The 24,573-nt window shown below is 70.6% G+C and carries 21 protein-coding genes; 9 read left to right on the top strand and 12 right to left on the bottom strand.

Annotated elements, in window-relative coordinates; translation table 11 throughout:
* The first annotated feature begins 68 nt into the window (after positions 1–68).
* The 5 genes from E1218_RS07940 to E1218_RS07920 all read left to right on the top strand — a co-directional run bounded on the left by E1218_RS07940 (position 69) and on the right by E1218_RS07920 (position 7,816).
* Positions 69–1,388: an SLC13 family permease gene (locus tag E1218_RS07940; RefSeq protein ID WP_132317820.1), complete on the top strand. Its 1,320-nt coding sequence runs from the start codon at positions 69–71 to the stop codon at positions 1,386–1,388.
* Positions 1,389–1,405: 17 nt separating this feature from the next.
* Positions 1,406–2,551: a CaiB/BaiF CoA transferase family protein gene (locus E1218_RS07935; protein ID WP_132317818.1), complete on the top strand. Its 1,146-nt coding sequence runs from the start codon at positions 1,406–1,408 to the stop codon at positions 2,549–2,551.
* Positions 2,548–3,903 (top strand): carboxyl transferase domain-containing protein, encoded by a 1,356-nt coding sequence (locus E1218_RS07930; protein ID WP_202865835.1) that lies wholly within the window; start codon positions 2,548–2,550, stop codon positions 3,901–3,903. Before E1218_RS07935 ends, E1218_RS07930 begins: the two co-directional genes overlap by 4 nt.
* Positions 3,904–3,948: 45 nt before the next feature.
* Positions 3,949–6,939 carry an AfsR/SARP family transcriptional regulator gene (locus E1218_RS07925; RefSeq protein ID WP_132317816.1) on the top strand — a complete coding sequence of 997 codons (2,991 nt, stop codon included), beginning with the start codon at positions 3,949–3,951 and terminating at the stop codon, positions 6,937–6,939.
* Between the two features lie 97 nt (positions 6,940–7,036).
* On the top strand, positions 7,037–7,816 hold the full coding sequence (locus E1218_RS07920) for an SDR family NAD(P)-dependent oxidoreductase (protein ID WP_132317814.1): 780 nt from the start codon (positions 7,037–7,039) through the stop codon (positions 7,814–7,816).
* Positions 7,817–7,830: 14 nt separating this feature from the next.
* On the opposite strand, the gene E1218_RS07915 is transcribed toward E1218_RS07920, so the two are convergent.
* Entirely contained in the window at positions 7,831–9,348 is a 1,518-nt protein-coding gene (locus E1218_RS07915; RefSeq protein ID WP_132317812.1) for a WD40 repeat domain-containing protein, read from the bottom strand.
* Between the two features lie 185 nt (positions 9,349–9,533).
* On the opposite strand from E1218_RS07915, the gene E1218_RS07910 reads away from it, so the two are divergent.
* Positions 9,534–10,112, top strand: coding sequence for a nicotinamidase (locus E1218_RS07910; RefSeq protein ID WP_132317810.1), 579 nt, complete (start codon positions 9,534–9,536; stop codon positions 10,110–10,112).
* A 23-nt stretch (positions 10,113–10,135) separates the two neighbouring features.
* Here E1218_RS07910 and E1218_RS07905 read toward each other — a convergent pair whose 3' ends face one another.
* The 5 genes from E1218_RS07905 to E1218_RS07885 all read right to left on the bottom strand — a co-directional run bounded on the left by E1218_RS07905 (position 10,136) and on the right by E1218_RS07885 (position 15,962).
* Complete coding sequence (locus tag E1218_RS07905) at positions 10,136–11,671, bottom strand: AbgT family transporter (protein WP_132317808.1); 1,536 nt, start codon at positions 11,669–11,671, stop codon at positions 10,136–10,138.
* Position 11,672: 1 nt separating this feature from the next.
* Entirely contained in the window at positions 11,673–12,593 is a 921-nt protein-coding gene (locus tag E1218_RS07900) for an alpha/beta hydrolase family esterase (RefSeq protein ID WP_132317806.1), read from the bottom strand.
* A gap of 92 nt (positions 12,594–12,685) precedes the next feature.
* Positions 12,686–13,429 (bottom strand): creatininase family protein, encoded by a 744-nt coding sequence (locus E1218_RS07895; RefSeq protein WP_233712085.1) that lies wholly within the window; start codon positions 13,427–13,429, stop codon positions 12,686–12,688.
* Entirely contained in the window at positions 13,426–14,094 is a 669-nt protein-coding gene (locus E1218_RS07890; protein ID WP_132317804.1) for a FadR/GntR family transcriptional regulator, read from the bottom strand. Before E1218_RS07890 ends, E1218_RS07895 begins: the two co-directional genes overlap by 4 nt.
* Positions 14,095–14,222: 128 nt before the next feature.
* Positions 14,223–15,962 (bottom strand): bifunctional metallophosphatase/5'-nucleotidase, encoded by a 1,740-nt coding sequence (locus tag E1218_RS07885; RefSeq protein WP_132317802.1) that lies wholly within the window; start codon positions 15,960–15,962, stop codon positions 14,223–14,225.
* A gap of 221 nt (positions 15,963–16,183) precedes the next feature.
* On the opposite strand from E1218_RS07885, the gene E1218_RS07880 reads away from it, so the two are divergent.
* Positions 16,184–16,978: a polysaccharide deacetylase family protein gene (locus E1218_RS07880; protein ID WP_202865833.1), complete on the top strand. Its 795-nt coding sequence runs from the start codon at positions 16,184–16,186 to the stop codon at positions 16,976–16,978.
* Positions 16,979–17,006: 28 nt separating this feature from the next.
* Here the strand turns inward: E1218_RS07880 and E1218_RS07875 are convergent, their stop codons facing one another.
* A complete protein-coding gene (locus E1218_RS07875; protein WP_132317800.1) occupies positions 17,007–17,624 on the bottom strand; it encodes a hypothetical protein in 618 nt (205 codons plus the stop codon).
* Positions 17,625–17,661: 37 nt separating this feature from the next.
* Complete coding sequence (locus E1218_RS07870; RefSeq protein ID WP_132317798.1) at positions 17,662–18,855, bottom strand: homogentisate 1,2-dioxygenase; 1,194 nt, start codon at positions 18,853–18,855, stop codon at positions 17,662–17,664.
* Positions 18,856–18,927: 72 nt separating this feature from the next.
* Here E1218_RS07870 and E1218_RS07865 point away from each other — a divergent pair, with 72 nt between their 5' ends.
* Both E1218_RS07865 and fahA read left to right on the top strand, forming a co-directional pair.
* Complete coding sequence (locus E1218_RS07865) at positions 18,928–19,782, top strand: hypothetical protein (protein ID WP_132317796.1); 855 nt, start codon at positions 18,928–18,930, stop codon at positions 19,780–19,782.
* Positions 19,779–20,975 (top strand): fumarylacetoacetase, encoded by a 1,197-nt coding sequence (fahA, locus tag E1218_RS07860; protein WP_202865832.1) that lies wholly within the window; start codon positions 19,779–19,781, stop codon positions 20,973–20,975. Before E1218_RS07865 ends, fahA begins: the two co-directional genes overlap by 4 nt.
* A gap of 105 nt (positions 20,976–21,080) precedes the next feature.
* Here fahA and E1218_RS07855 read toward each other — a convergent pair whose 3' ends face one another.
* The 4 genes from E1218_RS07855 to E1218_RS07840 all read right to left on the bottom strand — a co-directional run.
* On the bottom strand, positions 21,081–22,325 hold the full coding sequence (locus tag E1218_RS07855; protein ID WP_132317792.1) for a HAMP domain-containing sensor histidine kinase: 1,245 nt from the start codon (positions 22,323–22,325) through the stop codon (positions 21,081–21,083).
* A 45-nt stretch (positions 22,326–22,370) separates the two neighbouring features.
* The gene (gene cseB, locus E1218_RS07850; protein ID WP_202865831.1) at positions 22,371–23,036 is read right to left on the bottom strand and encodes a two-component system response regulator CseB; all 666 of its coding nucleotides are present in this window, start codon (positions 23,034–23,036) and stop codon (positions 22,371–22,373) included.
* A 39-nt stretch (positions 23,037–23,075) separates the two neighbouring features.
* Positions 23,076–23,723 (bottom strand): hypothetical protein, encoded by a 648-nt coding sequence (locus E1218_RS07845; protein ID WP_233712084.1) that lies wholly within the window; start codon positions 23,721–23,723, stop codon positions 23,076–23,078.
* 128 nt (positions 23,724–23,851) lie between these two features.
* A partial coding sequence (locus tag E1218_RS07840; protein ID WP_325052818.1) for an FAD-binding oxidoreductase occupies positions 23,852–24,573 on the bottom strand: 722 nt, incomplete at its 5' end.

Here is a 24,573-nt window from a genome sequence, read left to right as displayed (position 1 = left end):
TTGGCCTATTGGCTAGGCCACTGAGCCAAACCGGTGAGTAACGTCCAGCCCCGGAAGAAGGAACCGTCATGGGACCAGAGTGGGTCGCGATCCTGGCGCTCGTCGCGCTGTTCGTCATGGGCACCGTGCTGCCGATCAACATGGGTGCGCTCGCGTACGTCGCGGCGTGGCTGGTCGGCATGTTCTCGCTGCACCTGAGTGAGCGGGAGATCCTGGCCGGCGTGAGCGGCGATCTCGTCCTCACCCTGATCGGTGTCACCTATCTGTTCGCGATCGCCAAGAACAACGGCACCGTGGACCTGATAGTCGCCAGCGCGGTCAGAGCCGTCGGCGGCCGGGTCGCGCTGATCCCGTGGGTGATGTTCGCGGTGACCGCGCTGCTGACCGCGATCGGCGCGGCCAGCCCGGCCGCCTGCGCGATCATCGGCCCGATCGCCCTCGGCTTCGCCGGCCGGTACAGGATCAACCCGCTGATGATGGGCATGTTCGTCGTCCACGGTGCGCAGGGCGGCGGCTTCTCGCCGATCAGCATCTACGGCACGATCACGAACTCGGTGATGGAGCAGAACAACCTGCCGTCGTCCGAACTGACTGTGTTCCTGGCCAGCCTGGCCGTCAACCTGGTGATGGCGGCGATCCTGTTCGTCCTGCTCGGCGGCCGCCGGCTGATGAAGCAGCGGATCGACCCGAACGAGCCGGACACGATCACCGACGACCTGCACAGGGGCGGCCCGCCGGTGACCGCACGCGGCACCGGGACCTCGACGTCGACCAGCACCCAGGCGACCGGCGTACGCCGGGACCAGGTGCTGACCCTGGTGGCGTTCCTCGGGGTGGCGGTGATCGCGCTGGCCTTCGACAAGAACATCGGTTTCGTGTCGATCACGGCCGCGGTCCTGCTCGCGACCCTCTCGCCGCAGCAGCACCGGGACGCGATCAAGCAGGTCGCCTGGCCGACCGTTCTGCTGGTCGCCGGCGTCAGCACGTACGCCGCGGTGCTCACCGAGGCCGGGTCGCCCGAGTTCGTCGGCAACTGGGCCGCCGGCCTGGGCGCGGCCGTGATCGGCGCGCTGGTGCTCTGCTACGTCGGCGGGGTGGTGTCGGCGTTCGCGTCGTCGACCGCGCTGCTGCCGGTGATCATCCCGATCGCGGTCCCGCTGGTCGCGAACGGCGGGATCAACGCCGGCCTGTTCGTCGCCGCGCTCGCGATCGCGTCGACGATCGTCGACGTCAGCCCGTTCTCCACCAATGGCGCGCTGATGCTGGCGAACCGGCCGGACACGGTCACCGAACCGGTGTACTACAAGCAGATCCTCACCTACAGCATGATCGTGGTCGCCGCCGGGCCGCTGCTGGTCTGGGCCGCGCTCGTGGTCCCCGGCTGGTGACCGCGATGGTGACGAGGATGCCCGGACCGCTCGGCGACGTCCTGGTCGTCGACCTGTCCCGGGCGCTGGCCGGCCCGCAGGCGACGATGATGCTCGGCGACCTCGGTGCGCGGGTGATCAAGGTCGAGGCGCCGGGCCGCGGCGACGACACCCGCGGCTGGGGTCCGCCGTTCGTCGGCGGCGAGTCGACGTACTTCCTGTCGGCGAACCGGAACAAGGAGTCGATCGCTCTCGACCTCAAGGACGCGACGGATCGCGACGTGCTGCTCCGGCTGGTCGACCGCGCGGACGTGCTGGTGGAGAACTTCCGCACCGGCGTGCTCGAGCGGCTCGGTCTCGGCATCGACGTCCTCCGGGAACGCAATCCCCGGCTGGTCGTGCTGTCGATCACGGGGTTCGGCCACGACGGTCCCGAGGGTGGACGGGCCGGGTACGACCAGATCGCCCAGGGCGAGGCCGGGCTGATGTCACTCACCGGTTCGGGGCCCGACGACCCGCAGCGGGCGGGCGTGCCGATCGGCGATCTCCTCGCCGGGATGTACGGCGCGTACGGCGTCCTGGCCGCCCTGCACGAACGCGCGACGACCGGGGTGGGCAGTGTCGTCCGTACGTCGTTGCTTGCGGCAATCGTCGGCGTCCACGCCTTCCAGGGCACCCGGTTCACCGTCGCCGGCGAGGTGGGGCGGGCGCAGGGCAACCATCACCCGTCGATCGCGCCGTACGGGTTGTTCCACTGCGCGGACGGCGCGGTCCAGATCGCGGTCGGAAGCGAGAGCCTGTGGCAACGGTTCTGCGCTGCCTTCGGCATCGATCCGGACGGGTTGACGACCAACGCCCACCGGGTCGCGCACCGGGATCGGCTGATCGAGGTGGTGGAGAGCGCGTTCGCCGGGCTGACGGGTGCCGAGCTGCTGGCCAGGCTGGCGGAGGCCGGCGTACCGGCGGGAAAGGTGCGGACGCTCGACGAGGTGTACGCGTGGGACCAGACGGCCAGCCAGGGACTCCTGGTCGACGTCGAGCACCCGACCCTCGGCCCGCTCCGGCTGCCCGGCCCGCCACTGCGTTTCTTCACCGGCGACCAGGAGACGACTCCACGGGCCCATCGCCCGCCGCCGGCGCTCGACGAGCACGGCGCGGCCGTCCGCGACTGGCTGGACACGTGAGCACGGCGTTGATCGATGCGGTCCTCGACCCCGGTTCGTTCACGTCCTGGGACCGACCGGCCGCGCTGGACTCGCGCTATCTGCTCGAGGCCGCCGAACGAGCCGGCACCGACGAGGCCGTGCTCACCGGCCGCGGGCTCGTCCGGGGTCGCGCGGTCGCGGTGCTGGTGAGTGAGTTCGCCTTCCTGGCCGGGTCGATCGGCCGGGTCGCCGCCGAGCGGATCACGTCCGCCGTCCGGCGGGCGACCGCGGAGCGGCTGCCGATCGTGGCGTCCACCGCGTCCGGCGGCACCCGGATGCAGGAAGGTGCCCCGGCGTTCCTCGAGATGATCACCATCTCCAGAGCGCTGATGGACCACAAGGCGGCCGGTCTCCCCTATCTCGTCCACCTCCGGCACCCGACGACCGGCGGCGTGTTCGCGTCCTGGGGCTCGCTCGGCCATGTCACCGTCGCCGAGCCCGGTGCGCTGATCGGCTTCCTCGGGCCCAAGGTCTACCAGGCGTTGCACGGCGAACCGTTCCCGCCGGGTGTGCAGACGGCCGAGAACCTCGCTGCCCACGGCGTGATCGACGGCGTCGTCGAGACCGCCGACCTGTCCTACCTCCTCGACCGGGCACTCGGCGTTCTGGTCGATCCACCGGTCGCTCCGGCGCTTCCCCGGCGTACCGGATCGCTCGGGGAAGCCGATGCCTGGGAGTCGGTACTGCGAACACGTCGAGCCGATCGGCCCGGCGTACGGGAGCTGCTGAGGTACGGCGCGGCCGGAACGGTGCGACTGACCGAGTCGGACGCGAGCGTGCTGGTCGCACTGACACGGTTGGACGGGCAGCCGTGCGTGCTGGTCGGCCAGGATCGCTCGCAGGTCAAGGCGATGGGTCCGGCGGCGCTGCGGCAGGCACGGCGCGGGATGAACCTCGCGGAGGCGCTCGGCCTCCCGCTCGTGACCGTGATCGACACACCGGGAGCCGAGCTGTCGCCGTCGGCCGAGGAGGGCGGGCTGGCCGGTGAGATCGCCCAGTGCATCGCGACGATGGCAACCCTCACCGTCCCGACGTTGTCGGTGCTGCTCGGGCAGGGAACCGGTGGCGGCGCCCTGGCGTTGCTTCCGGCAACCACAGTGCTCGCCACCGAACACGCCTGGCTCGCGCCGCTGCCGCCCGAGGGCGCGAGCGCGATCATGTACCGCGACACCGCGCACGCACCGGTGATGGCTGCTTCCCAGCGGATCACCGCCGCGGCGTTGCAGGCCGTCGGCACCGTGCAGCACGTCGTCCCGGAACACGACGCCGACACCGCCCAGTCGCTGTGCCAGGCGGTCGCCGCCGAGTGTGCGGCCCGCCTCAGCCGGTGAGATGTGCGTTGATGCCTGAACCTCCTGCTTGGCAGACTGCGAGAAGTGAACCGCCCACTTCGGATCGAGTTGCTGGGGCCGCTCCGGATCGTGTGGCAGGGCCGGACGGTCGCGCCCGGTCCGCACCGGCAGCAGGCCCTGCTGGCGGTGCTGGCGCTGCGAGTGAACCAGGTCTGCACCCCGGAGGAGCTGCTCGATCTCGTCTGGCACGACAACCCGCCGGGGACCGGACTCAAGGTCTTGCCGCCGTACATCTACCGGCTGCGGCGGACGCTGCCGGCGGAAGTGCTCGATCGGACGCCGGACGGCTACGTGCTGCGGCTGCCGGAGGACGCTCTCGACACCACGGCCTTCGAGACAGCGGTTCAGGCAGCGGGCCGGCACCGCGAGTCCGGCGATCTCGACGCCGCCGCCGGCGCTTACCAGCAGGCCCTCGCCCTGTTCCGCGGTGAACCACTATCCGGCCTGCCCGGGCAGTACCTGGCCGCGCAACGGCTTCGCCTGACCGAGCGCCGGGACAAGGTGTTCGCCGACCGCGTGGACGTCGATCTCGATCGCGGCCGGCACGCCGAACTGATCGCCGAGCTCGCTCCGGCCGTGGCCGCGAAGCCCTTCGACGAGCACCTCGCCGGTCAGCTCATGCTTGCCCTCTCCGCCGATGGCCGCCAGGCCGACGCCCTCGATGTCTACGCCCGTGCCCGCGAGATCCTCGTCGACCAACTGGGAGTCGAGCCGGGACCGGCGCTTCGCGACCTCCACCAGACGATCCTCCGCAACGAGTCCCCGCTCCGCACCCGCGACGAACTTCCCTACGCGGGCTCCACGTTCGTCGGCCGCAGTACCGAGCTCGGCCGGCTCGTCGCGGCCCTGGGCAACTCGACCGCGGCCGCTCCTCCGATCGTCGCGATCGACGGCATGGCCGGTGTCGGCAAGACCGCCCTCGCGGTCAACACCGCCCGCCAGCTCGCGGCCCGCTACCCCGACGGTCTCCTCTTCGTCGACCTGCACGGCCACACTCCCGGTCGTGCTCCCCTCGACACCAAGGCGGCCCTGGACCACCTGCTGGTCGGTGTCGGCTTACCGGGGCTGACAATCCCGCACACGCTCGAGGAAGCCCGGACCCTCTGGCGTACGACGGTCGCCGGCCGACGGCTGCTCGTCGTCCTGGACAACGCCCCGGACAGCACGACGGTCGAGCCGCTGCTGCCCGGATCGCCGACGTGCGGCGTGCTGATCACCAGTCGCAACCAGCTCACCGGACTGGACGTCCGCGAACGCCTGCACCTCGAACTGCTGGCCGCCGCCGACGCGTCCGCGCTGCTGGCACAACTCGTCGGTGCCGATCGCGCGGCGGCAGACGTTGCCGCTAGCAACGGATTGATCGAGCGCTGCGGGAACCTCCCGCTCGCACTCCGGATCGCCGGTGCCCGGCTCCGGCACCGTCCCAGCTGGACGGTGGCCCACATCAATCAGCGCCTCGACCGCGTCGGCCGCCGACTCACCGAGCTGACCGCCGACGGCCTCGGGATCGCGGCCGCCTTCCAGCTCTCCTACGCCCAGTTGAGTCCCGAGCAGCAACGGGCGTTCCGCCTGCTCAGCCTCCTGCCCGGCCGCGACCTCGACCAGTACGGCGCTGCCGCGCTGACCGACCGCACGCCGGACGACGCCGCCGACCTGGCCGAGTCGCTGGTCGACGCCAACCTGCTCCTGCAACCGGCACCCGGGCGGTACCAGTTCCACGACCTCATCCGTGACTACGCGGCCGAACTCGCCCGGACGACCGACTCCGCGGCCGACCTCGACGCGGCCGGCAACCGCCTGCTCGAGTACTACCTGCAGGCGTGCTCGCACCCACTCCTGCAGCAGGCGAGCCCGGACTTCCTCGAGCTCGGCGACCGCCCGGCCGTCGCCGTACCCACGCTGGCCACAATCCGGGAGTCGAACCTCTGGGCGGGCGCCGAGGCGACCAACCTCGTGGCCGCCGTGGAGCAGGCGGCTACCGACGACCGGCTTCAGTACGTCTGGATGCTTGCACTCGGTTGCAGCGTGCTGCTCCAGCAGCGCGGCAAGATCCAGCAGCACACCACGGTCCTCGAGCTCGCGTCGGCGGCCACCGAACAGCTCGGCGATCGCAGCGCCGAGGCCCGGATCCTGCACGCGACGGCACGCCTCGTTCGCGGGCAACACGGCGCGCGGGCCGCGGTCGACGTCCTCCATCGAGCCCTCGAACGACTCCCCGGCGACGGAGATCCGCGGGTCCGCTCGCAGCTGTACTCGACGCTCGGCATCTGCCTGCAGACCATCGATCCGTACGGCGAGGCGCTGCCCACCCTCCAGCGCGCCAGCGACATCGCCCGTGAGCTGAACGACGACAGACTCCTGGCCCGCGCGCTGGTCTTCACCGGGATCGCCCACGGCAACTCGCGCGACTACGACGCCGCCGTACGGGCGTATCAGGAAGCCTTGACGCTGCTCCGGCGCCACGGGCCCTCCGGCCTGATGGCCGACGCGCTGAGCGGGCTGACGACCTGCTATCTCGGGCTCGACCGGCTCGACGACGCCGTGGGTACGGCGACCGAGGCGCACCGGACCGCGGCCGAGCTGGACAGCGTCTTCAGCCTTCCCTACGCCCTGGCGCAACTGGGCCGGGTCCACCGGCTGCGCGGCAATCTGGACAAGGCCGTCGACCTGCAACGACAGGCACTCGCAGCGGCCGACAAGATCGGCCAACTGCCGTCCCAGTGGACGATCCGGCTCGCGCTCGGCGAGACGCTGCTGGCGATGGGCGACACCGACGGCGCCCGGCACTCGTTCGAACTGGTGGCCAGCGGCGCGAGCGGCGACAAGGACCACCTCTACCTGGTCTCGGCGCTCGAAGGGCTCGCGGACCACGCCCTGGCGACCGGTCAGGCCGCGCAGGCGGTCGACTACCTCGAACAGGCCGTCGCCCTCACCGACGAGTTCGCGCCGCCCCGCTCGCCGATCATCCGCAACCGCCTCGCCGAGCTCAACGGCCGGGCCGAAGAATCCCACTGACCCGGCCGGCCGATGCGATGACGGTTCCAGGCTTGCGCCGGGTTAGTTAGTCGGCTAATTTTTGTGGTTAGCCGACTAACTACATGAAGGGTACGCCATGGATCTGGGGTTGCGAGGCGCGGCGGTGCTGGTCACGGGCGGGTCGTCGGGCATCGGCCGGGAGACAGCGATCGCGTTCGGGCGGGAGGGTGCAAGGGTCGCGATCACGTACAACTCCCGCAAGGACGCGGCCGAGGTGGTGGCCGAGGAGATCGAGGCGGCCGGCGGTACGGCGTACGTCGTACCGCTGGACCTGAACGCGCCGGAGACGATCGCGGCCGCGGTGGCGGCGACCGTACGCCGATGGGACGGGCTCGACGTGGTCGTCGGGAACGCGGTCGACTGGGGCAGCGCCGGGTTCCACGACCGGCCGGTGAACATCGAGGACGCGAAACTGGAGTGGTGGGTGCCGGTGCTGCGCGCGAACCTCGAGGGCAACTTCCACCTGGTGCAGCAGGCCGCTGCGTCGCTTCGCCGGTCGGAGCACGGCCGCCTGGTGCTGCTCTCGACAGACCTGGCCGAGCGCGGCCTGCCCGGCTCGTGGCCGTACAGCGCCGCCAAGGCCGGGCTGCACGGCCTGGTCGCGAGTCTCCAGCACGACCTGGGCAGGGACGGCGTACTGGTCAACGTGGTGATGCCCGGGATCACGCTCGAGAACGGCGAGCACCGGGTGATCCCGAAGGCCGCGACCGATCAGCTCGCGACCAGGTTCAGCGCGCGCAAACTCCCGGACACCGCGGACCTCGCCGCCGCGATCCTGTTCCTGACCTCACCCCGGACGACCGCGATCCAGGGTGAGATCCTCCGCGTCACCGGCGGCCACCTGCTGCCGGACTAGGTGTCAGACACGGCCTAGCGGACCTTGACGGTCGCCTTGGCGCTCATCCTGGTGTTGCGGCCGTCGGTCACCTGAACCCGGTAGTCGACCGGCTGGCCGCTCGTCAGGCCGGCGTCGGCGAACGTCGTGATCACCGGCTTCGTCCAGGAGTAGGAGTTCCGGGTCCACGACCCGACCTTCGTGCCACCGCGGTACAGCGAGTAGGTCAGGGAGATGTTGTCCGGGTCCACCACGGTGGGGAACGTGACCGTCGTCCGGTGGACCCGCGTGCTGGAGACCTTGGGCGCCGCCGGCCGACCCGGCCGGGCACCGCCGGGCGCGTTGGTGAACCGTGTCAGGCCCTGCTGAGGTACGCCGTTCACCTCGGTGAAGTCGCCGCCCGCCCACAGGTCGTTGCCGCCGGACGCGAAGGCCAGCGGGCCGACCAGCGTCTCACCGCCCGCGTCGGTGTTCGGGTACCACGGGCCGAGCTTGCCGTTGAGAGCGCTGTAGACCAGCAGGTGGTGCATGCCGGTCTTACCGGGGAAGCCCCCGTCCCGGCTGCAGTCGTGCGCGTGCGACCCCTTGTAGACCCAGTTGCCGATCGCCTTGACCGCCTCGGTCGCGCCCAGGCACTTGCTCTGCCACAACAACTTCCCGGACGTCGCGTCGGCCGCGAGCACCCCGTCGTAGCAGCCGATCCCGCTCCCGGCGTTGGCGACGAAGACCTTGACGCCGAGCACGTCGATGTCCTTGACCCGGCTGTCGCACTCGTCCGTCTTCCGCGGGATGGCGGCGGCGGCCGGCATCGGGAACGCGGCGCCGGTCGTGGTGTTCACCATCGCCAGCGCGTGGTGCTCCTCGCCCTGCAGGGTCTCGAACCCGCCGCCGACGAAGACTCGGCTGCCGTCGGCGGACAGCTCGAGCGCGTGCACGTCGTCGTCGGCGTCCGGGTTCCAGGGCTGCAGGGCCCCGGTGGTGAGTGCGACCGCGGCCAGGCGGTTGCGGGCCTTGTTGTCCACCCGGCCGAAGGCACCGCCCAGGTACACGGTGGTGCCGGAGATCGCCAGCGCGGCGACCCGGTAGTTGACCGCCGGGTGCCAGCCGGCCACCAGCCGCCCGGTGGCCACGCTGAACATCGCGATCCGCTTGCGGGGCTGCCCGTCGACCGCGGTGAAGTCCCCGCCGATCACGACCCACCGGCCGTCCGGGCTGGTGGCGATGCTCCAGACCGGGCCGTTGAGCTTCGGCGCGAACCTCGTCGGCGCACCCGTGGCGCGGTCGAACGCGGCCAGGTAGGTCCGGGCAGCGTCGCCCTGGCCGACCGGCTTGCCGGGCTGCCGGATCCGGGTGAACAGTCCGCCGGCGAACACGGTGTCACCCGCGATCGCGAGCGCGTTCACGCTGGCGTTGGTCTGCCACGTCGTCTGCTTGACCGCGGACACCGCCGAGCCGAACCCCGGCGTCGCGGCCTCCACCGGCCGGCCGGACGGCACCAGCGCCGCGGCGGCCACGGCCGCGGCGGTGACCACGGCCAGAACTGCCTTCTTCATCAACAAATCCCCCGGGACTCGCCCCGCTCAACAGGCGCGGTGACGGAGTTGTCACCATGCGCCACCACACGATAACCGTCCGCGTCGATTCCGTCGAAAGCGCACCCGCGGCGTGCGCTCGGCGTGCCGGAGAGGTCACGCTTGTACCGTGGGCACAGGACACCCCCTGGAGGAGGAGCGTCACGATGGGCCGGGCACTGATTGTGGTCGACGTGCAGAACGACTTCTGCGAGGGCGGGAGCCTGGCCGTCAGCGGTGGTGCGGACGTGGCCTTCCGGATCGGTGAACTGCTGCACAAGTGGTACGACGCCGAGCCGGCCGACAAGAAGTACGAGTACGTCGTGGCCACCCGGGACCACCACATCGACCCGGGCGACCACTTCTCCATCGACCCCGACTACGTGAACTCCTGGCCCCGGCACTGCGTCGCCGGCACCGACGGCGTCAGCTTCCACCCGAACATGGACCCGCAGCCCTTCGACGCGATCTTCGACAAGGGCGAGTACGCGGCCGCCTACTCGGGTTTCGAGGGCAAGTCCCACGAGGACGGGCGCGCACTCGCCGACTGGCTGCGGGACAAGGGCGTCACCGACGTCGACGTGTGCGGGATCGCCACCGACTACTGCGTCCGCGCGACCGCGCTCGACGCCCAGCAGGCCGGCTTCGGGACGACGGTGCTGACGAGGCTGACCGCGGGAGTCGCTCCGGGGACCACCGAGCAGGCGCTGTCGGAGCTCCGCGCCGCCGGTGTCCACCTGAGCTGACCGGGCGGCCGGCGTACGGGGGGTCACCGGATCGGAGCGCCCGGGCCGAGGGGGATCCCCAGCGCCCACCATGCCAGGAAGAGCAACGTCCACGCGATTGTCATCGAGACCGCCAGCGGGACCGTGTACGACGCGAGCGTGCCGACGCCGGCGTCCTTGCGGTAGCGCTGCAGGAACCCGAGAGCCATCACGAAGTACGGGCTCATCGGCGTGATCGCGGTCGACCCCGAGTCGGCGATCCGGAACAACGCCTGCGTGGTCTCGGCCGGCACGTTCAGCAGCAGCATCATCGGCACCAGGATCGGCGCGGTCAGCGACCACATCGCCGATCCGCTGGTCACCAGCACGTTGATCAGCGTCAGCAACGCGAGGATGCCGAGGAAGATCACGATCGTCGGCGCGCCCAGGTCACCGAGCACGCGGGCGGACTCCGCCGACAGCAGGTCGCCGATCCGGCTCCAGGAGAAGTACGCCAGGAACTGCGCGATCGCGAAGAACAGCACCAGCACCGGCGCCATCTGCCTGATCCCCTCGGCCATCAGCCGCGGCACGTCGGCCGCCGTCCCGATCGCCTTCACGGTCACGCCGTACGCGATGCCGACGAGGCCGAACAGCATCGCCACCACCATCGCGATCCCGTCCAGGAACGGCGACTCGACGATGCTGCCGTTCTCGCCACGCAGCGGCGAGCCGTGCGGCCCGAGGACGGCGACGATCGCGGCGGCCGCGAGCAGGAAGACGATCCCGGCCCGGCGCAGGCCGGTGCGCTCGGCGTCCGACAGTTTCAACTGGTCCGGATCGTCACCAGGCGCGTCCGGGTCGGCGTCCAGGTCGGGCCGCTTGCTCAGCACGAGCCGGGTGACCAGCGTGATCACCAGCGCCAGCAGGACCGACGACGCGATGTTGAAGAACCAGTTCGACAGCGGCGAGACGTACGCGTCCGGGTCGACCGTCCGCGCCGCCGCGGTGGTGATCCCGGCGAAGATCGCGTCGTTCGGGGTCGGGATCGGGCTGGCGTCGTACCCGGACGCGATCGCGGTGTACGCGACCACGATGCCGAGGATCGGCGACCGGCCGACGGCCCGGAACGCGAGCCCGCCGAGCGGCACCAGGATGATGTACGCCGCCGCCGACGCGACGTGCGCCATCGTGCCGGCGAACGCGACCGCGAAGACCACCATCGACTGCGGCACCCGGGACACGCTCACCCGCATCAGCGCCTGCAGGAAGCCGGTGCGCTCCGCCAGCGCGACGCCCATGATGACGACCACGATCGTGGCCATCGGTGGGAACTCGGCGAAGTTCGAGATCGCCGTCGAGACCGCCATCTGCAGGCCCTCGCCGGACAGCAGGTTCTGCACCGCGACCGTCTTGCCGTCCTTCGGCGACACGACGGACACGTCCAGCGCGGCCAGGACGGCGCTCACCACGGCGAGGATCGCGGACAGGATCCAGAACAACCAGAAGGGGTGCGGCAGCGCGTTGCCGACCTTCTCGATCACGGCCATCGCCCGGACCAGGCGTGGCAGCTCCTTCACGTCGGTCGTCGTCGTACTCATCTCATGACCTCAGCTTGTGTGCCGTGAAGAACGCACCGATCAGCTCGTGCGCCTCGAACGTCTGGGTGACGTAGCCCGGCCCGGAGGAGGCGTCGGACCCGGGCCAGGTGTGCCCGCCGTCGGTGACAGCGACATGGACTACGTCGGCCCTGCAGCCCTTGTACGTGTACGTCAGCACGTCGTCGCCCTGCTGGGACACCCGTGGCTCCGGATCGCAGTGGTTGCGGACCGACCAGTCGCGGACCCAGGTCTGGACGCTCGGCAGGTCGCGCTGGCCGTCGCCGTCGTACGGGATCGTGGTGTCGCCAGTGCCGTGGATGTCGAGGACGGGAACCGGCCGGCTCGGCGCACACCGCCTGCCCTGCTGGTAGAACGCGCCCGCCACCGGAGCGATCGCGGCGATCCGGTCCGCCAGCTCGCAGGCGAGGATCCCGGTGAACGCGGCGCCGTTCGACTTCCCGGTCGCGTAGACCGCGGTCGTGTCGACGCAGAGCTCGCTCTCCAGCTTGTCCAGCAGGTCGGCGGTGAACCTGACGTCGTCCACACCGTCGGCGGAGTACGGCGCTCCCTGCCAGGCCTGCTTGTTCTCGTCCCCGACCACACCGTTGGGGTAGGCAACGATCGCGTCGAGTCTCGACAGGTCGGAGAACGCCTCGGTCAGCGCGCCGGTCCTGCCCCGGCCGTGGTACACGACGATCAGCGGGGACGCCTCGGTGGCGCTGTACTCCTCGGGCACGTGCAGCCGGTAGGTGCGGGTGATCCCGCCACTGACCACCTCGTAGTCACCGGTGGCCGGTGCTTGCCGGCCACAACCGGCACTGCGAGCGGCCGGTGCGGCAGCGGTTGCCGATGGCAACGCAACGGTCAGCAGGCCGGCCGTGATCGCCAGCACGGCGAGGGTCTTCGGGCGTGCGAGGTTCATCGAGTGCCTCCTCGGGCAAACGGCCTGCGGGCGGGCAGGCTCGCGCCTGGACCGGGCGGGGTCCAGTGGGGAAAGGGGATGGTAGGGAATGGTCAGGCCGAGAGCAGTTCGTCGGCGAAGGCGGCTATGCGGTCGGCGGCCGTCTCGACCAGGAGACGGCCGTCGTCGGCGGTGGCGCGGCGGGGATCTCCCAGCACGCCACGCTTGTGGTACGCGTCGAACCCGACGGACAGCCGCGGTCCACGCGCCTGCCGGGACAGCCGGGCGGGTGTGGTCAGTTCGTCGAGCGTCGTGGCGCCGGGCTCCAGGCGGTCGGCCTGGACGAGCTGCGGTGCCAGGTACAGCATCTGCGCGGTCTCCGCCTCGCCGGCGTGACCGTGGACCTCGCTCACGTCCACGATCAGGTCGGACACCACGGACGTGATCGGTGTCCAGGCGAAGGTGAGCTCCTCGCGGACGTACTCCTGCGCGAGCACGGACAACGCCGCGTTGTTGCCGCCGTGCCCGGTGAGCACCAGGAACTGCCGCCAGCCGTGCGCCCGCAGGCTGGCGATCACGTCCCGGAGCACGTTCATGAAGGTTGCCGGTGACAACGACACGGTGCCGGCGAAGGCCATGTGGTGTGGCGAGACGCCGTACGGCACGACCGGCGCGACCACGGCGCGACCGGCCAGCCGCTCGGCCACCCGATCGGCGACCCCTACGGCCCGGACGGTGTCGGTGGCCATCGCCATCCCGCCGCCATGCTGCTCCTGGGCCCCGACCGGGATGATGACCAGCGGCGAACGCCGTACCGCCGCCTGGGCCTCGTCGGTCGTCATCTCTGCGAGCTTCACGACAGCTCCGGGAAGTCGGCGGCCTCGACAGCCCTGCGGATGTTGCCCAGGTGCTCGCGGGTGAGCCGCTCCGCGGCCGGCGCGTCCTGGGAACGGATCGCCTCCAGGATCGCCTGGTGCTCCTCGTGGTCGCGCTCGCGGTTGTCGTAGAGCGTGCGGATCCGCTGCTGCTCGCGGACGCGGACCTTCAGCAGCGAGGCCAGCACCTCCTGCAGCAACGGGTTGCCGGCGGCCGCGGCGAGCTCGACGTGGAAGTTGAGGGCGAAGGCCGGTCCCCCCGGCGGGACCAGCGCGTTGGTGACCGCCGCCTCCAGCCGCTCGAGATTCTCCGGCTGACGGGCCGTCGCGGACTGCACGGCAACGGCCGGCTCGATCACCAGGCGGGCGTCGATCAGTTGCAGCACCGACTCCTTCGTGATCGGTGGCCGGTGCGGATTCGCCAGGACCACGTTGTTGATCGTCGGCCCGACGTACGTCCCGGACCCGTGCCGGAACTCCACCGCCCCGGTCGCCTCCAGCTTCCGCAGCGCCTCCCGCACGGTCGGCGTGGTGATCGCGAACCGCTTGGCCAGCTCCCGCGCCGACGGGATCGCATCGCCAGGCCGCAGCCCGCCCTCTCGGATGATCCCGAGAATCGACTCGGTCAACCGATCGGACAGACTCACCGGAACCTCTACTGAGTAACTCACAAACTGACTAAATCACTTAGCCATTCCTACGTCAATGGCTCGGACCGTAGTTCCGCGCAGGCAGGTGGCCGCTGGCTGTGCCGACTGCGGCTTCGGCGAATGGCTCACCCGGGCGTCACGACGACGGGGGCACCGCCGGAGACCAGGGACCAGGCTCCGGTACGGAAGGCCGACGGGTCGACCGTGCCGGTGGCGATGACGTAGTCGATCATCAGCTGGCGGATCTCGACCTGGCGGTTGTAGACGACCGGCGCGGTGGTGACGTGCGGGAAGTTGCCGCTGCCGGCCTGCCGGTAGTTGTTGAGGGCCACCACGAACTGCTGGTCCGGCGCCGGTGCGGTTCCACCGTACGCGAGGTCGGTGATCCGGGAGCCGGGCGGCTTGGCGATGTCGATCCGGTAGGTCAGCGGCTTCGTCAGTCCGCCGACCATGTCGTAGTTGTAGTCCGGCGTGCCGTTCGGCGCGGTCGGCGTCGGCGCGTTCGTGACCTGGTCGGGCGTGAACGGGCCGGTCCCGCTGACCTGCTGGAAGTACTGCGCCGAGAACTCCAGGTACTCGCCGACCTGCGCGCCCGTCATCGTCACCGCGAGCAGCGTGTTGTCGAACACGTACAGCCCGGCCACGTCGCGGATCGAGACATCGCCGGCCGGGATCGCGGCCGCCCGGTTGAACGGGGACGCGATCGCGAGCACCGGCAGCGCGGCCTCCGGCGTACCGGCGAGCGCCTTCGCGACCGTGTCGGCCTGGACGAAGTTGACGAAGTCGAGTGCGGTGGTGGCCTCCCACGGCGCGGTCGCGGCGGACATCGCCTGGGTGCACATGCCGATCCTCGAGTTCACGTACTCGATCACGGTGTCCTGGTCCCGCTGCAGGACGGCGAGCACCTCCGGGTCGGCGTCGACGGTGTTCGCGTTCAGCACCTGCGCCTGCCGGCCGACGACCTTCCAGCGGCCACGCTCCTTGCGCAGGTCGAGGTCGATCAGCGCCAGCCGCATGCCCCACTTGAGCGGCTCGGTCAGCACGGCCTGCTCACCGGTCTGCTGGTTGGTCACCAGCCGTTCGGGGATCTCCTGGTGCGCGTGCCCGACGAGAACCGCGTCGATCCCGGGGACCGTCTCGACCATCAACGCCGACGCGTTCTCGGGCACCGGCAGGGCGTCGGCGTACGACGAGGACAGATCCATCCCGGAGTGCGCGGCGACGACCACCACGTCCGCGCCCGCACGGCGGACCCGCGGCACCCAGGCCTTGGCCACTTCGACGACGCCGCCGAACCTGATCCGGTTCTCGACCACCGCCTTGTCCCAGATCGCGATGCCCGGGTTGGTCAGACCGAGGATCCCGACGGTGACCGGGTCCTCGCCCGGCACGTGCACCCGCTTCAGCACGTACGGCGGGAAGACCGGAAGGCCGGTGGTCCAGTCCTGGGCGTTCGCGCCGAGCAGCGGGAAGTCGAGTTGCCGCTGGAACTCGCGCAGGACGTCGAGGCCGTAGTTGAACTCGTGGTTGCCCAGGGCCGCGGCGTCGTACCCGATCGCGTTCATCGCGACCGCCATCGGGTGCGGGCGGCCGCCGGTGATCGGTTCGATCTTCGCGAAGTAGTACGCCAGCGGGGTGCCCTGGATCGTGTCGCCGGCGTCCAGCAACAGCGGCCGTGGCGCGTGGGGGTCGGCAGAGATCCGGTTCCGGATCGCGGTGACCAGCGTGGAGACCTTGGCCAGGCCGATGTCGTTGTGCGCGGCGTCGTCGTACTCGGTGTTCCGGAAGTAGTCCCAGTCGAAGACGTTGCCGTGCAGGTCGGTCGTGCCCATGACCGTCAGGCGGACCGTCCGCTCACCGCTCATTCGCCCGCCTCACGTACTCGCCTGCCTGGACCGCACACGATACGGGCGACACACCCCGCTTCGATGCCGGGTTGGCCCACCCGTTACGAGAGGATGCGCGTCATGACCGTGCTCATGGCGCGCCTCCGGCGCGGCGGGTCACGGGGCTTCGGCACCCGCCCTTCCCTCGTCGCTCCAGTCGCTTCGCTCCCTCCGCTCCTCAGTCCAGGCCGGGCGGCCTCGTGACCAGGCCGCCCGGCAAGCTTCTGCCGTTGGTCGCCGCCCTCCTCTGCGGTGCCGTTCTCGCCCAGGCCGCCGAACCGGCCGACCACTCGATCACCGCCGCGGCGCCGGCCGTGAAGGCGTCGGCCCATGCTCCGTTGAGCATCCCGGTGACACAGCAGCCGGTGCGGGCCGCGCCGCGCAAGCAACGGCAGCAACGACCACCGCACCGCCGTGCGTCGACCACCGCCGTCGCCGACGACTGGAACCTGACCAAGCACGGCAAGGTTCTCTACCTGACCTTCGACGACGGGCCGCAGCAGGAGTGGACGCCGAAGGTCCTGCGGGTATTGGCGAAACACCGGGCCAAGGCGACGTTCTTCGTGCTCGGCCGGGAGGCGGCCGCCCATCCCGACCTGGTCGCGCTCACCCGGGCCGCCGGTCACCGCATCGGCAACCACACCTGGGACCACCCGGTGCTGACCAAGCTCGCCCCGGCCGAGCTCCGCCGCGAGATCTCGACGGGAGTGAGGTCGAAGTGCTTCCGGCCGCCGTTCCGGGACACGAACGCACACGTCGAGGCGGTCGCGGCGGCGTACCACCAGCGCCAGGTGCTCTGGGACATCGACACCAAGGACTGGTCCAGGCCGGGGACGGCGAAGGTCGAACAGGCGATCCTGCAGGGTGCACGTCCCGGAGCGATCATCTTGATGCACGACGGCGGCGGCAACCGCGCCGAGACCGTCTCCGCCCTGGACAGCGCGCTGACCGAACTCAGCCGCCAGGGCTACACCTACCGCGCCCTGCCCTGCTAGTGCCCCGCTGACCTTCCGACTCGGGACACTAGGTGGTCACGCCGGCGGTGCCGCCGGAGAAATGCCGGAGCGCCTGGTCGATGACGTGCACCGGCTGATCGAGCGACTTGACCAGGAAGAGCCCGGTCGGACGCAGCAGTGGGTTCGGCTTCACGACCGTTCGGACGGCGGGCTGGTCCAGGCCACGGACCCCGGCCGTCGTGGCGCCCACGCCCGGCGTCAGCTCGAGCTCCAGCGCGTACTGGCCGAAGAGTTTCTCCTGCCGGAACCCGCGGACGGTCGACCACGGCAGCACCACCGGGTACGCCGCTCCCTCGCAGGCCAGCTCGAGCGCCTTGGGGGTCATCCTCATGGCGATCGGTTGCAACTCGTTGGCGTCGTACCAGCGCTGCCGCTCGGTCTGCAGCCGGAGCGCGAGCATCGTGCTCACCACGAGCGGAGCCATCGCCGCGATCAGCAGCACCGCGAACGGCCACAGCCCGGCGCCCCGGAACGCGACCAGCGCGTAGACCGCGGCCAGGATGCCGACGGCACCGAGCACGAGGGTGATCCACGCTCCGCGCCGCTGCACGGCGCGCACGATCTCCCGCCGGTGCAGCACCGCACCCCGATCGATGCCCACGACAAACGCCCCGTCCGCACTCACCGCCCAAGAATCCCACACGATCCCGGGCCGCGGCGGATCAGGAGTTGCGGCGGCCCGCCCAGGTCCACGCGTAGACGCCGTCGTCGACCGCCGTACCGGCCTCGCCCAGTTCCAGCGGGCGGAACGTGTCGACCATGACGGCGAGCTCCTCGAAGCGCTCGGCGCCGAGGGATGCCTCGATCGCGGACGGCTGCGGCCCGTGCGCGTAGCCGCCGGGGTGCAGGGAGATCGAGCCCAGCCCGATCCCGGAACCCTTGCGTGCCTCGTAGTCGCCGCCGCAGTAGAACATCACCTCGTCGGAGTCGACGTTCGAGTGGTAGTACGGCACCGGCACCGACAGCGGGTGGTAGTCGACCTTGCGCGGCACGAAGTTGCAGACGACGAAGTTGTGGCCCTCGAAGACCTGGTGCACCGGCGGCGGCTGATGGATCCGCCCGGTGATCGGCTCGTAGTCGCTGACGTTGAACGTGTACGGGTACAGGCAGCCGTCCCAGCCGACCACGTCGAACGGATGGGTCGCGTAGACCATCCGCGACCCGACGATCCCGCCCGGCCCGTTGCCGCGGTGCTTCACCAGCACCTCGACGTCATCGCCTTCCACAACCAACGGCTCGGCCGCCGAGTGCAGGTCCCGCTCGCAGTACGGCGAGTGCTCGAGGAACTGCCCGTACCGGGACAGGTAGCGCTTCGGCGGCGCGATGTGCGAGTTCGCCTCGATGCAGTACGCGTGCACGCCGTTCCCGTCCGGCAGCCAGCGGTGGGTGGTCGCCCGCGGGATGATCACGTAGTCGCCCTCGACCGCGTTCAGCACGCCGAACACGGTCTCGACGGTCGCCGACCCCTTCTCGACATACACGCACTCGTCACCGATGGCGTTGCGGTAGTACGGCGACGGCTGCTCGGCGACGACGTACGAGATCCGGACGTCACCGTTGCCGAGTACGAGCCGGCGGTCCTCCACGGCGTTGCTCTTCGACGTCTCGGTGAACAGGTCGTGCAGCTTGAGGTGCCGCGGTGTCAGCGGATGGTTCGGGACCGTGGACAGGTCGGGCAGCTCCCACACCTGCGAGTCGACGATCGCGGACGGTACGCCGGCGTGGTACAGCAGTGACGAGTCCGACGAGAACCCCTCCTCCCCCATCAGCTCCTCGTAGTACAGTCCGCCGTCCGGTCTCCGGAATTGAGTGTGCCGCTTCGGTGGAACCTGCCCGACCTGCCGGTAGAACGCCATTGCTCCTGCTCCAGTGTACGATAGTCGAACGCATGCGTCCGCTTACCGAAAGCATCCGTTAGGCTCGGACCCATGTCAACCGTCCCTGCCCTGTTCCGGCACCTGGTCGACGACGCCGCCACCTTCCCGCCGGGGAACCTGCCCCTGGCCGAGGCGGTCGCCGCGCACCGGGCGCATCGCCAGGCCGCGTACGCCGACCTCGTCGGGCCGTTCGTGTGCACCGACGAGGACCTGACGAAGGTCGCCGCGGAGGCCGCCCGCACCGGGCCGGACCCGCTCGCGGTCACCGTCGTGGTCACCGGCGGCGCCGGCGGCATCGAGCCCGCGATCCGCTACGGCGACCGGTCACCGGACGTCGAGGTGACCGCGGTCGAGGTCCGGCTGCGCGCCGAGGACGACCTGTCCCGGAACGCGCTCCGGGTGGTCCGCGCGTGCGACGACTGCCTGGACGTGGAGAACGCGTTCGTCGAGGTCGGCCTGGAGGGAGCGTGGGAACGCGCGCTCGACGTGGTCGCCGACGCCGGGTACGCCGCCAAGCTGCGGACCGGCGGGCTGGACGCCGCCCTGTTCCCGTCGGAGGACCAGGTCGCGGCCTTCATCACCGCATGCCTGGACCGCGAAGTCGCCTTCAAGTGCACGGCCGGCCTGCACAACGCGGTCCGGCACACCGCGGCGGACACCGGGTACGAGCATCACGGGTTCGTCAACGTGCTGCTCGCCACCCGGGCGTCCCTCGACGGCGCCGCCCAGGACGAGGTGGCCGCCGTCCTGGCGTCCCGGGACGCCTCGCAACTCGCGGCCCGGGCCGCTGCCCTGTCCGGCGACCAGGCCGCCGGAACCCGCCGATGGTTCACCTCGTTCGGCTCCTGCAGCATCGACGAACCCCGCCACGACCTGACCACGCTGAAGCTGCTGGAGGCCCTGTGACCTGGCTCGACATCCCCGCCGGCTCGCCGTTCGGGCCGGACAGCCTGCCGCTCGGCGTGTTCCGGCTCGGGGACGAGGAGCCGCGGGTCGGTGCCGCGATCGGTGACCAGGTGATCGACCTCGCGCCGGTCGCGTCCGCGCAGATGCTCGACGGGTCCCAACTGTTCGCCCGGCCGTCGCTGAACGACTTCCTCGCGCTCGGCCGCCCGGCTTGGCGTGCCACCCGCGAGTGGCTGCTCGACCTGGTCCGCAACGAGAACGACCGGGACGTGGTCGAGCCGCACCTGATCCCGCGGTCCGCGGTGACCATGCAGCTTCCGTTCGAGGTCGGCGACTACGTCGACTTCTACGCCTCCGAGCACCACGCGACCAACCTCGGGCGGCTCTTCCGCCCGGACTCCGAACCCCTGCTGCCGAACTGGAAACACCTCCCGGTCGGCTACCACGGCCGGGCCGGCACGATCGTTGCCAGCGGCACCGACATCGTCCGCCCGTCGGGCCAGCGGAAGCCCCCGGACGCGGCCGCGCCGGTCTTCGGGCCGTCACAGCGCCTCGACGTCGAGGTCGAGCTCGGCTACGTCGTCGGTACGCCGTCGACGCTGGGCAGGCCGGTCCCGGTCGAGGACTTCCGCGACCACGTGTACGGCGTGGTGATCGTCAACGACTGGTCGGCGCGCGACATCCAGGCCTGGGAGTACGTGCCGCTCGGGCCGTTCCTGGGCAAGTCCTTCGCCACCTCGATCTCCCCCTGGGTCGTCTCCCTCGACGCCCTCGACGCCGCCGCCGTCCCACTGCCCCCGCAGGACCCGCCGGTCCTGCCGTACCTCGCGGGCGAGCACCTGCCCAACTACGACATCACCTTCGAGGTCCTGCTGAACGGCCACCGGGTGAGCAGTCCGCAGTACCAGGAGACCTACTGGTCGCCGGCCCAGATGCTGGCGCACCTGACCGTCAACGGCGCCTCGATCCGGACCGGTGACCTGTACGCCTCCGGCACGATCAGCGGCCCGGAGCCGGACCAGCGCGGCTCCTTCATCGAGCTCACCTGGGGCGGCCGCGAACCCCTCGTCCTGGACGGCAAGGAGCGCACCTTCCTCGAGGACGGCGACGTGCTCACGATCACCGCCTGGGCGAACACGCCCACCGGCCGCCTCGGCCTGGGCGAGGTCACCGGCAGAATCGTCCCCGCCTGACCAGATAACGGGCCTGGTAACGGGGCCTGGACCACGAACTGGAGGCCTTGCACACGTTATTGCCTGTGCAAGGCCCCGGGTCTCTGGGTTCACCCACTGGTGGTGTCACGACCGCGCCCCGGGCTCGGGTGGGAGGACCAGGCGGGCGAGGGCGCCGCCGCCGGGGGCTTGGCCGAAGGTCAGTTCGGCGCCGAGGACCTTCGCGTGGCCGGCGGCGATGGTCAGGCCGAGGCCGTGGCCGACACCGCGTTCGGCCATCCCGGAGCGGAACCGGCGGGGGCCCTCGGCGATCAGCTCCTCCGGGTAACCGTTGCCGTGGTCAACCACCTCGACGGTCCGGCCGGACACCGTGATGTCGATCGGCGGCTTGCCGTGGCGCAGCCCGTTGACGATCAGGTTGGCCAGGATCCGCTCGATCCGGCGCGAATCGGTGGACACCGTCACTTCCGGCGCGGTCCGGTGGACGACCACGCTGTCCGGGGCCAGCGCCTGCTGCATTCGCAGCCGGCCGACCGCCGAGCCGACGAAGGCGCCCAGCCCGACGAGCTCCAGGTCGGCCTGCTCCACCCCCGAGTCGAACCGGGCGATCTCCAGCAGGTCCTCGACCAGCCGCCGCAGCACCTTGGCCCGGTCGCGGACCAGTTCGCTCGGACGTCCGGGCGGCAGCAGCTCGGCGGCCGTGGTCAGGCCCGTGACCGGCGTCCGCAGGTCGTGCGCGACGTCCGCGGTGAACCGGCGTTCGGCCTCGAGCTGACCGCGCAGCGAGCTGGCCATCGTGTCCAGGGCGGTTGCGAGCGACTGCACCTCGTCCTTGCCCTTGCCGACCGCCTCGGCGGCGGACGCGTCCAAGTCGCCGGCGGCGATCCGGCGCGCCGTACCGGCGACGGCGACGATCCGTCTGGACAGGCTCCCGGCCAGGATCACGCTGACCAGCGCGAGCAGGCCGACGGTGCCGATGCCACCCAGGACGAGCGCCTGCCGGAGCGCCTTCATCGAGTCGTCGGTGGTCTCGTAGTCCTGCACCATCGACAGGATCTGGCCGTCCTCGACCATCACCGCCGCCCACATCTTCGCGTTCGGTGAACCGGTCTTGAACGTGGCCCGCTTGCCCTGCAGCACGGCCTCCCGCAGCTGCGGCGGCAGGTCCGGATCGTCCAGCCGGGAGCCGAACACGGTGACGCCGCTGCGGTCGTAACTGTCGGCGGCGAACTGGATCCGTTCGTCGGCGAAGCTCCGGGTCCGGTCCAGCCGGGACGACTGTGCCTGGGTGTAGACCGCGACGCAGAGCACCAGGATCGCGAGCGAGGAGACCAGCAGGAAGATGAGACCCAGCTTCCCGCGCAGTCCCACGTCAGTGCCTTCCGTCGGCAGTCGGTGCCACTTCTCCGGAGGACACTATGCCCGAAGCTTGTACCCGAACCCGCGGACCGTTTCGATCCGGTCCGCGCCGATCTTGGTCCGCAGCCGCTGCAGGTGAACGTCGACGAGCCGGCCGTCGCCGCCCCATTCGTAGTCCCAGACCCGCTGCAGCAGGGTGGACCGGCTGAGCACGACACCAGGGTTGTTGGCGAACTCGATCAGCAGCTTGAGCTCGGTCGGCGTCAGCTGGACGGTCGCGCCGCCCCGGCGTACCTCCAGCGCCTCCCGGTCGAGCTCGAGGTCGCCGAAGGACTCCACCCCGGTCCCGGCCGCGGGCGCCGGGCGCTCCGGGTCCGACACCGCGCGCCGCATCACCGCGCGCAGCCGGGCCACCAGCACCTGGGTGTCGAACGGCTTGGTCACATAGTCGTCGGCACCCGCTTCGAGCCCGAGGACGACGTCCAGCGCGTCGCCGCGCGCGGACACCATCACGATCGGGACCGTGCTGGTCTCGCGGATCCGCCGGCACACCGAGATGCCGTCCAGCCCGGGGAGCATGATGTCGAGCATCACGACGTCCGGATGGATCTTCTCGAAACGCTCGATCGCCTCCAGGCCGTCCTCGGCCGTGGTGACGTCGTAGCCGTGCCGCTCGAGGGTCAACTGGGTCGCCTCACGGATCACCGCGTCGTCCTCGACCATGAGGATGCGCGCTGCCGGTTCTTCGGGTACCACCGAACTTCAGTCTCCCTTGTTGTCCGTCGAGCTCACCTTGATCATCTGCCGGCCGTTCCAACGGTAGACCTCGACCCGCCGGCCCGACGGGCAACAGACCGCGTCCTCGATCGTGAAGATCTTCGACTCGACCACCAGGTCGCCCTGCGGACTGGCGTTGACCGTCGGCAGATCGGCCTTGAGGTTCCAGATCGGCCGCGGGCCGGTGGGTTCGACCGCGATCAGGAAGAAACCGAAGACGAAATTGTCCAGGGTGTGGATCAGGACGATCTGCTGGGGTGTACCGCTGTGCAATACATCAACGGTCTTACCCCGGCTGAGGCAACGCGGAATCACCGTGCAATTCGCCAGCACGTTCCGCGCGTACGTCGGCAGGTGCTTGTCGGCAAGCAGTTTCAGCCGGACCTGGCGCAGGTCGACGGCCACCGCGGGTGTCCGCTTCGGCTCCGGGGCGACCCCCTCCATCAGCGACGGCCGGGCGGACGGCGTGGCACTGGTGGCCGGCGCGTCCGCGCCCTCGACCCGCAGGCCGCCGCCGTTCGCGCAGGCGGCCAGGCCGACCAGGGCGGTCAGCGTGACGAGCCCGGGCAGCAGGGTACGGCGGCCCGCACGGGACACACCGGGTACGGCGCGCCCGATTCGCCGCATGCGCATAGGGCGCCTCCTACCCTGCCTCATCGATCCCCCGGAGATTCAGACAACTACCTTCCATAGTGCTGGCCGGACGTCACATTCGACGGCCATGGACGTCGAATGGCCTCGGCAGTTCCGTTGCGGTTGAGTCACAGCGCTTCGTCGGCCACCACCTTGCCGGGATTGAGGATGTTCTTCGGGTCCATCGCCGCCTTGATCGCCCGGTGGACGTCGATCGCGACCGGGCCGATCTCCTCGGCCAGCCAGGTCCGCTTCAGAACGCCGACGCCGTGCTCACCGGTGATCGTGCCGCCGAGCTCGAGGCCGATCTCCATGATCCGGTCGAACGCCTGCTGCGCCCGCTCGGCCTGGCCGGGGTCGGACGCGTCGAACACCACGGTCGGGTGCATGTTGCCGTCACCGGCGTGCCCGAGCACCCCGACGGTGATGTCCAGCTCGGTCGCGCACACCTCGATCATCCCGATGAACTCCGCCAGCCGGGACCGGGGCACGCAGACGTCGTCGATCATCGTCGTACCGAGCTGGTCGAGCGCGATCAGGGCGGCCCGCCGCGCCTCCAGCAGCAGCTCGCCCTCGGCCGGGTCCTCCGCCTCGATGCACTCGATCGCGCCGTGGTCGCGGCACAGCTTCGCGACCGTCGCGACGTCGGCCGCCCCGGCCTCGCCGCCTGCGTCCGACTGGGCCAGCAGCATCGCGGCCGCCTCGGTCGGCAGGTCCATCCGCTTGTACCGGTTCACCGCGGCGATCGTGGTCCGGTCCATGATCTCGAGCAGACTCAGCGACACCCCGCTGCGGATGATCTCGGTGATCGCCCGGCCGGCCGCGACACCGGAGTCGAACAGCGCCGCCA

This window comes from Kribbella turkmenica (genome assembly GCF_004348725.1).
Lineage (GTDB): Bacteria > Actinomycetota > Actinomycetes > Propionibacteriales > Kribbellaceae > Kribbella > Kribbella turkmenica.
The sequence above is the reverse complement of the archived record's forward strand: the minus strand, read 5'-3'. Positions and strand labels throughout refer to the sequence as shown.

What these genes read in the sequence shown, in the direction of transcription:
- E1218_RS07845 (WP_233712084.1), bottom strand. Translation starts at nt 23,723, where the DNA reads ATGCGCATGCGGCGAATCGGGCGCGCCGTACCCGGTGTGTCCCGTGCG.
- cseB (WP_202865831.1), bottom strand. Translation starts at nt 23,036, where the DNA reads ATGGTCGAGGACGACGCGGTGATCCGTGAGGCGACCCAGTTGACCCTC.
- E1218_RS07915 (WP_132317812.1), bottom strand. Translation starts at nt 9,348, where the DNA reads ATGAAGAAGGCAGTTCTGGCCGTGGTCACCGCCGCGGCCGTGGCCGCC.
- E1218_RS07900 (WP_132317806.1), bottom strand. Translation starts at nt 12,593, where the DNA reads ATGAACCTCGCACGCCCGAAGACCCTCGCCGTGCTGGCGATCACGGCC.
- E1218_RS07905 (WP_132317808.1), bottom strand. Translation starts at nt 11,671, where the DNA reads ATGAGTACGACGACGACCGACGTGAAGGAGCTGCCACGCCTGGTCCGG.
- E1218_RS07910 (WP_132317810.1), top strand. Translation starts at nt 9,534, where the DNA reads ATGGGCCGGGCACTGATTGTGGTCGACGTGCAGAACGACTTCTGCGAG.
- E1218_RS07935 (WP_132317818.1), top strand. Translation starts at nt 1,406, where the DNA reads ATGCCCGGACCGCTCGGCGACGTCCTGGTCGTCGACCTGTCCCGGGCG.
- E1218_RS07870 (WP_132317798.1), bottom strand. Translation starts at nt 18,855, where the DNA reads ATGGCGTTCTACCGGCAGGTCGGGCAGGTTCCACCGAAGCGGCACACT.
- E1218_RS07865 (WP_132317796.1), top strand. Translation starts at nt 18,928, where the DNA reads ATGTCAACCGTCCCTGCCCTGTTCCGGCACCTGGTCGACGACGCCGCC.
- E1218_RS07920 (WP_132317814.1), top strand. Translation starts at nt 7,037, where the DNA reads ATGGATCTGGGGTTGCGAGGCGCGGCGGTGCTGGTCACGGGCGGGTCG.
- E1218_RS07885 (WP_132317802.1), bottom strand. Translation starts at nt 15,962, where the DNA reads ATGAGCGGTGAGCGGACGGTCCGCCTGACGGTCATGGGCACGACCGAC.
- E1218_RS07940 (WP_132317820.1), top strand. Translation starts at nt 69, where the DNA reads ATGGGACCAGAGTGGGTCGCGATCCTGGCGCTCGTCGCGCTGTTCGTC.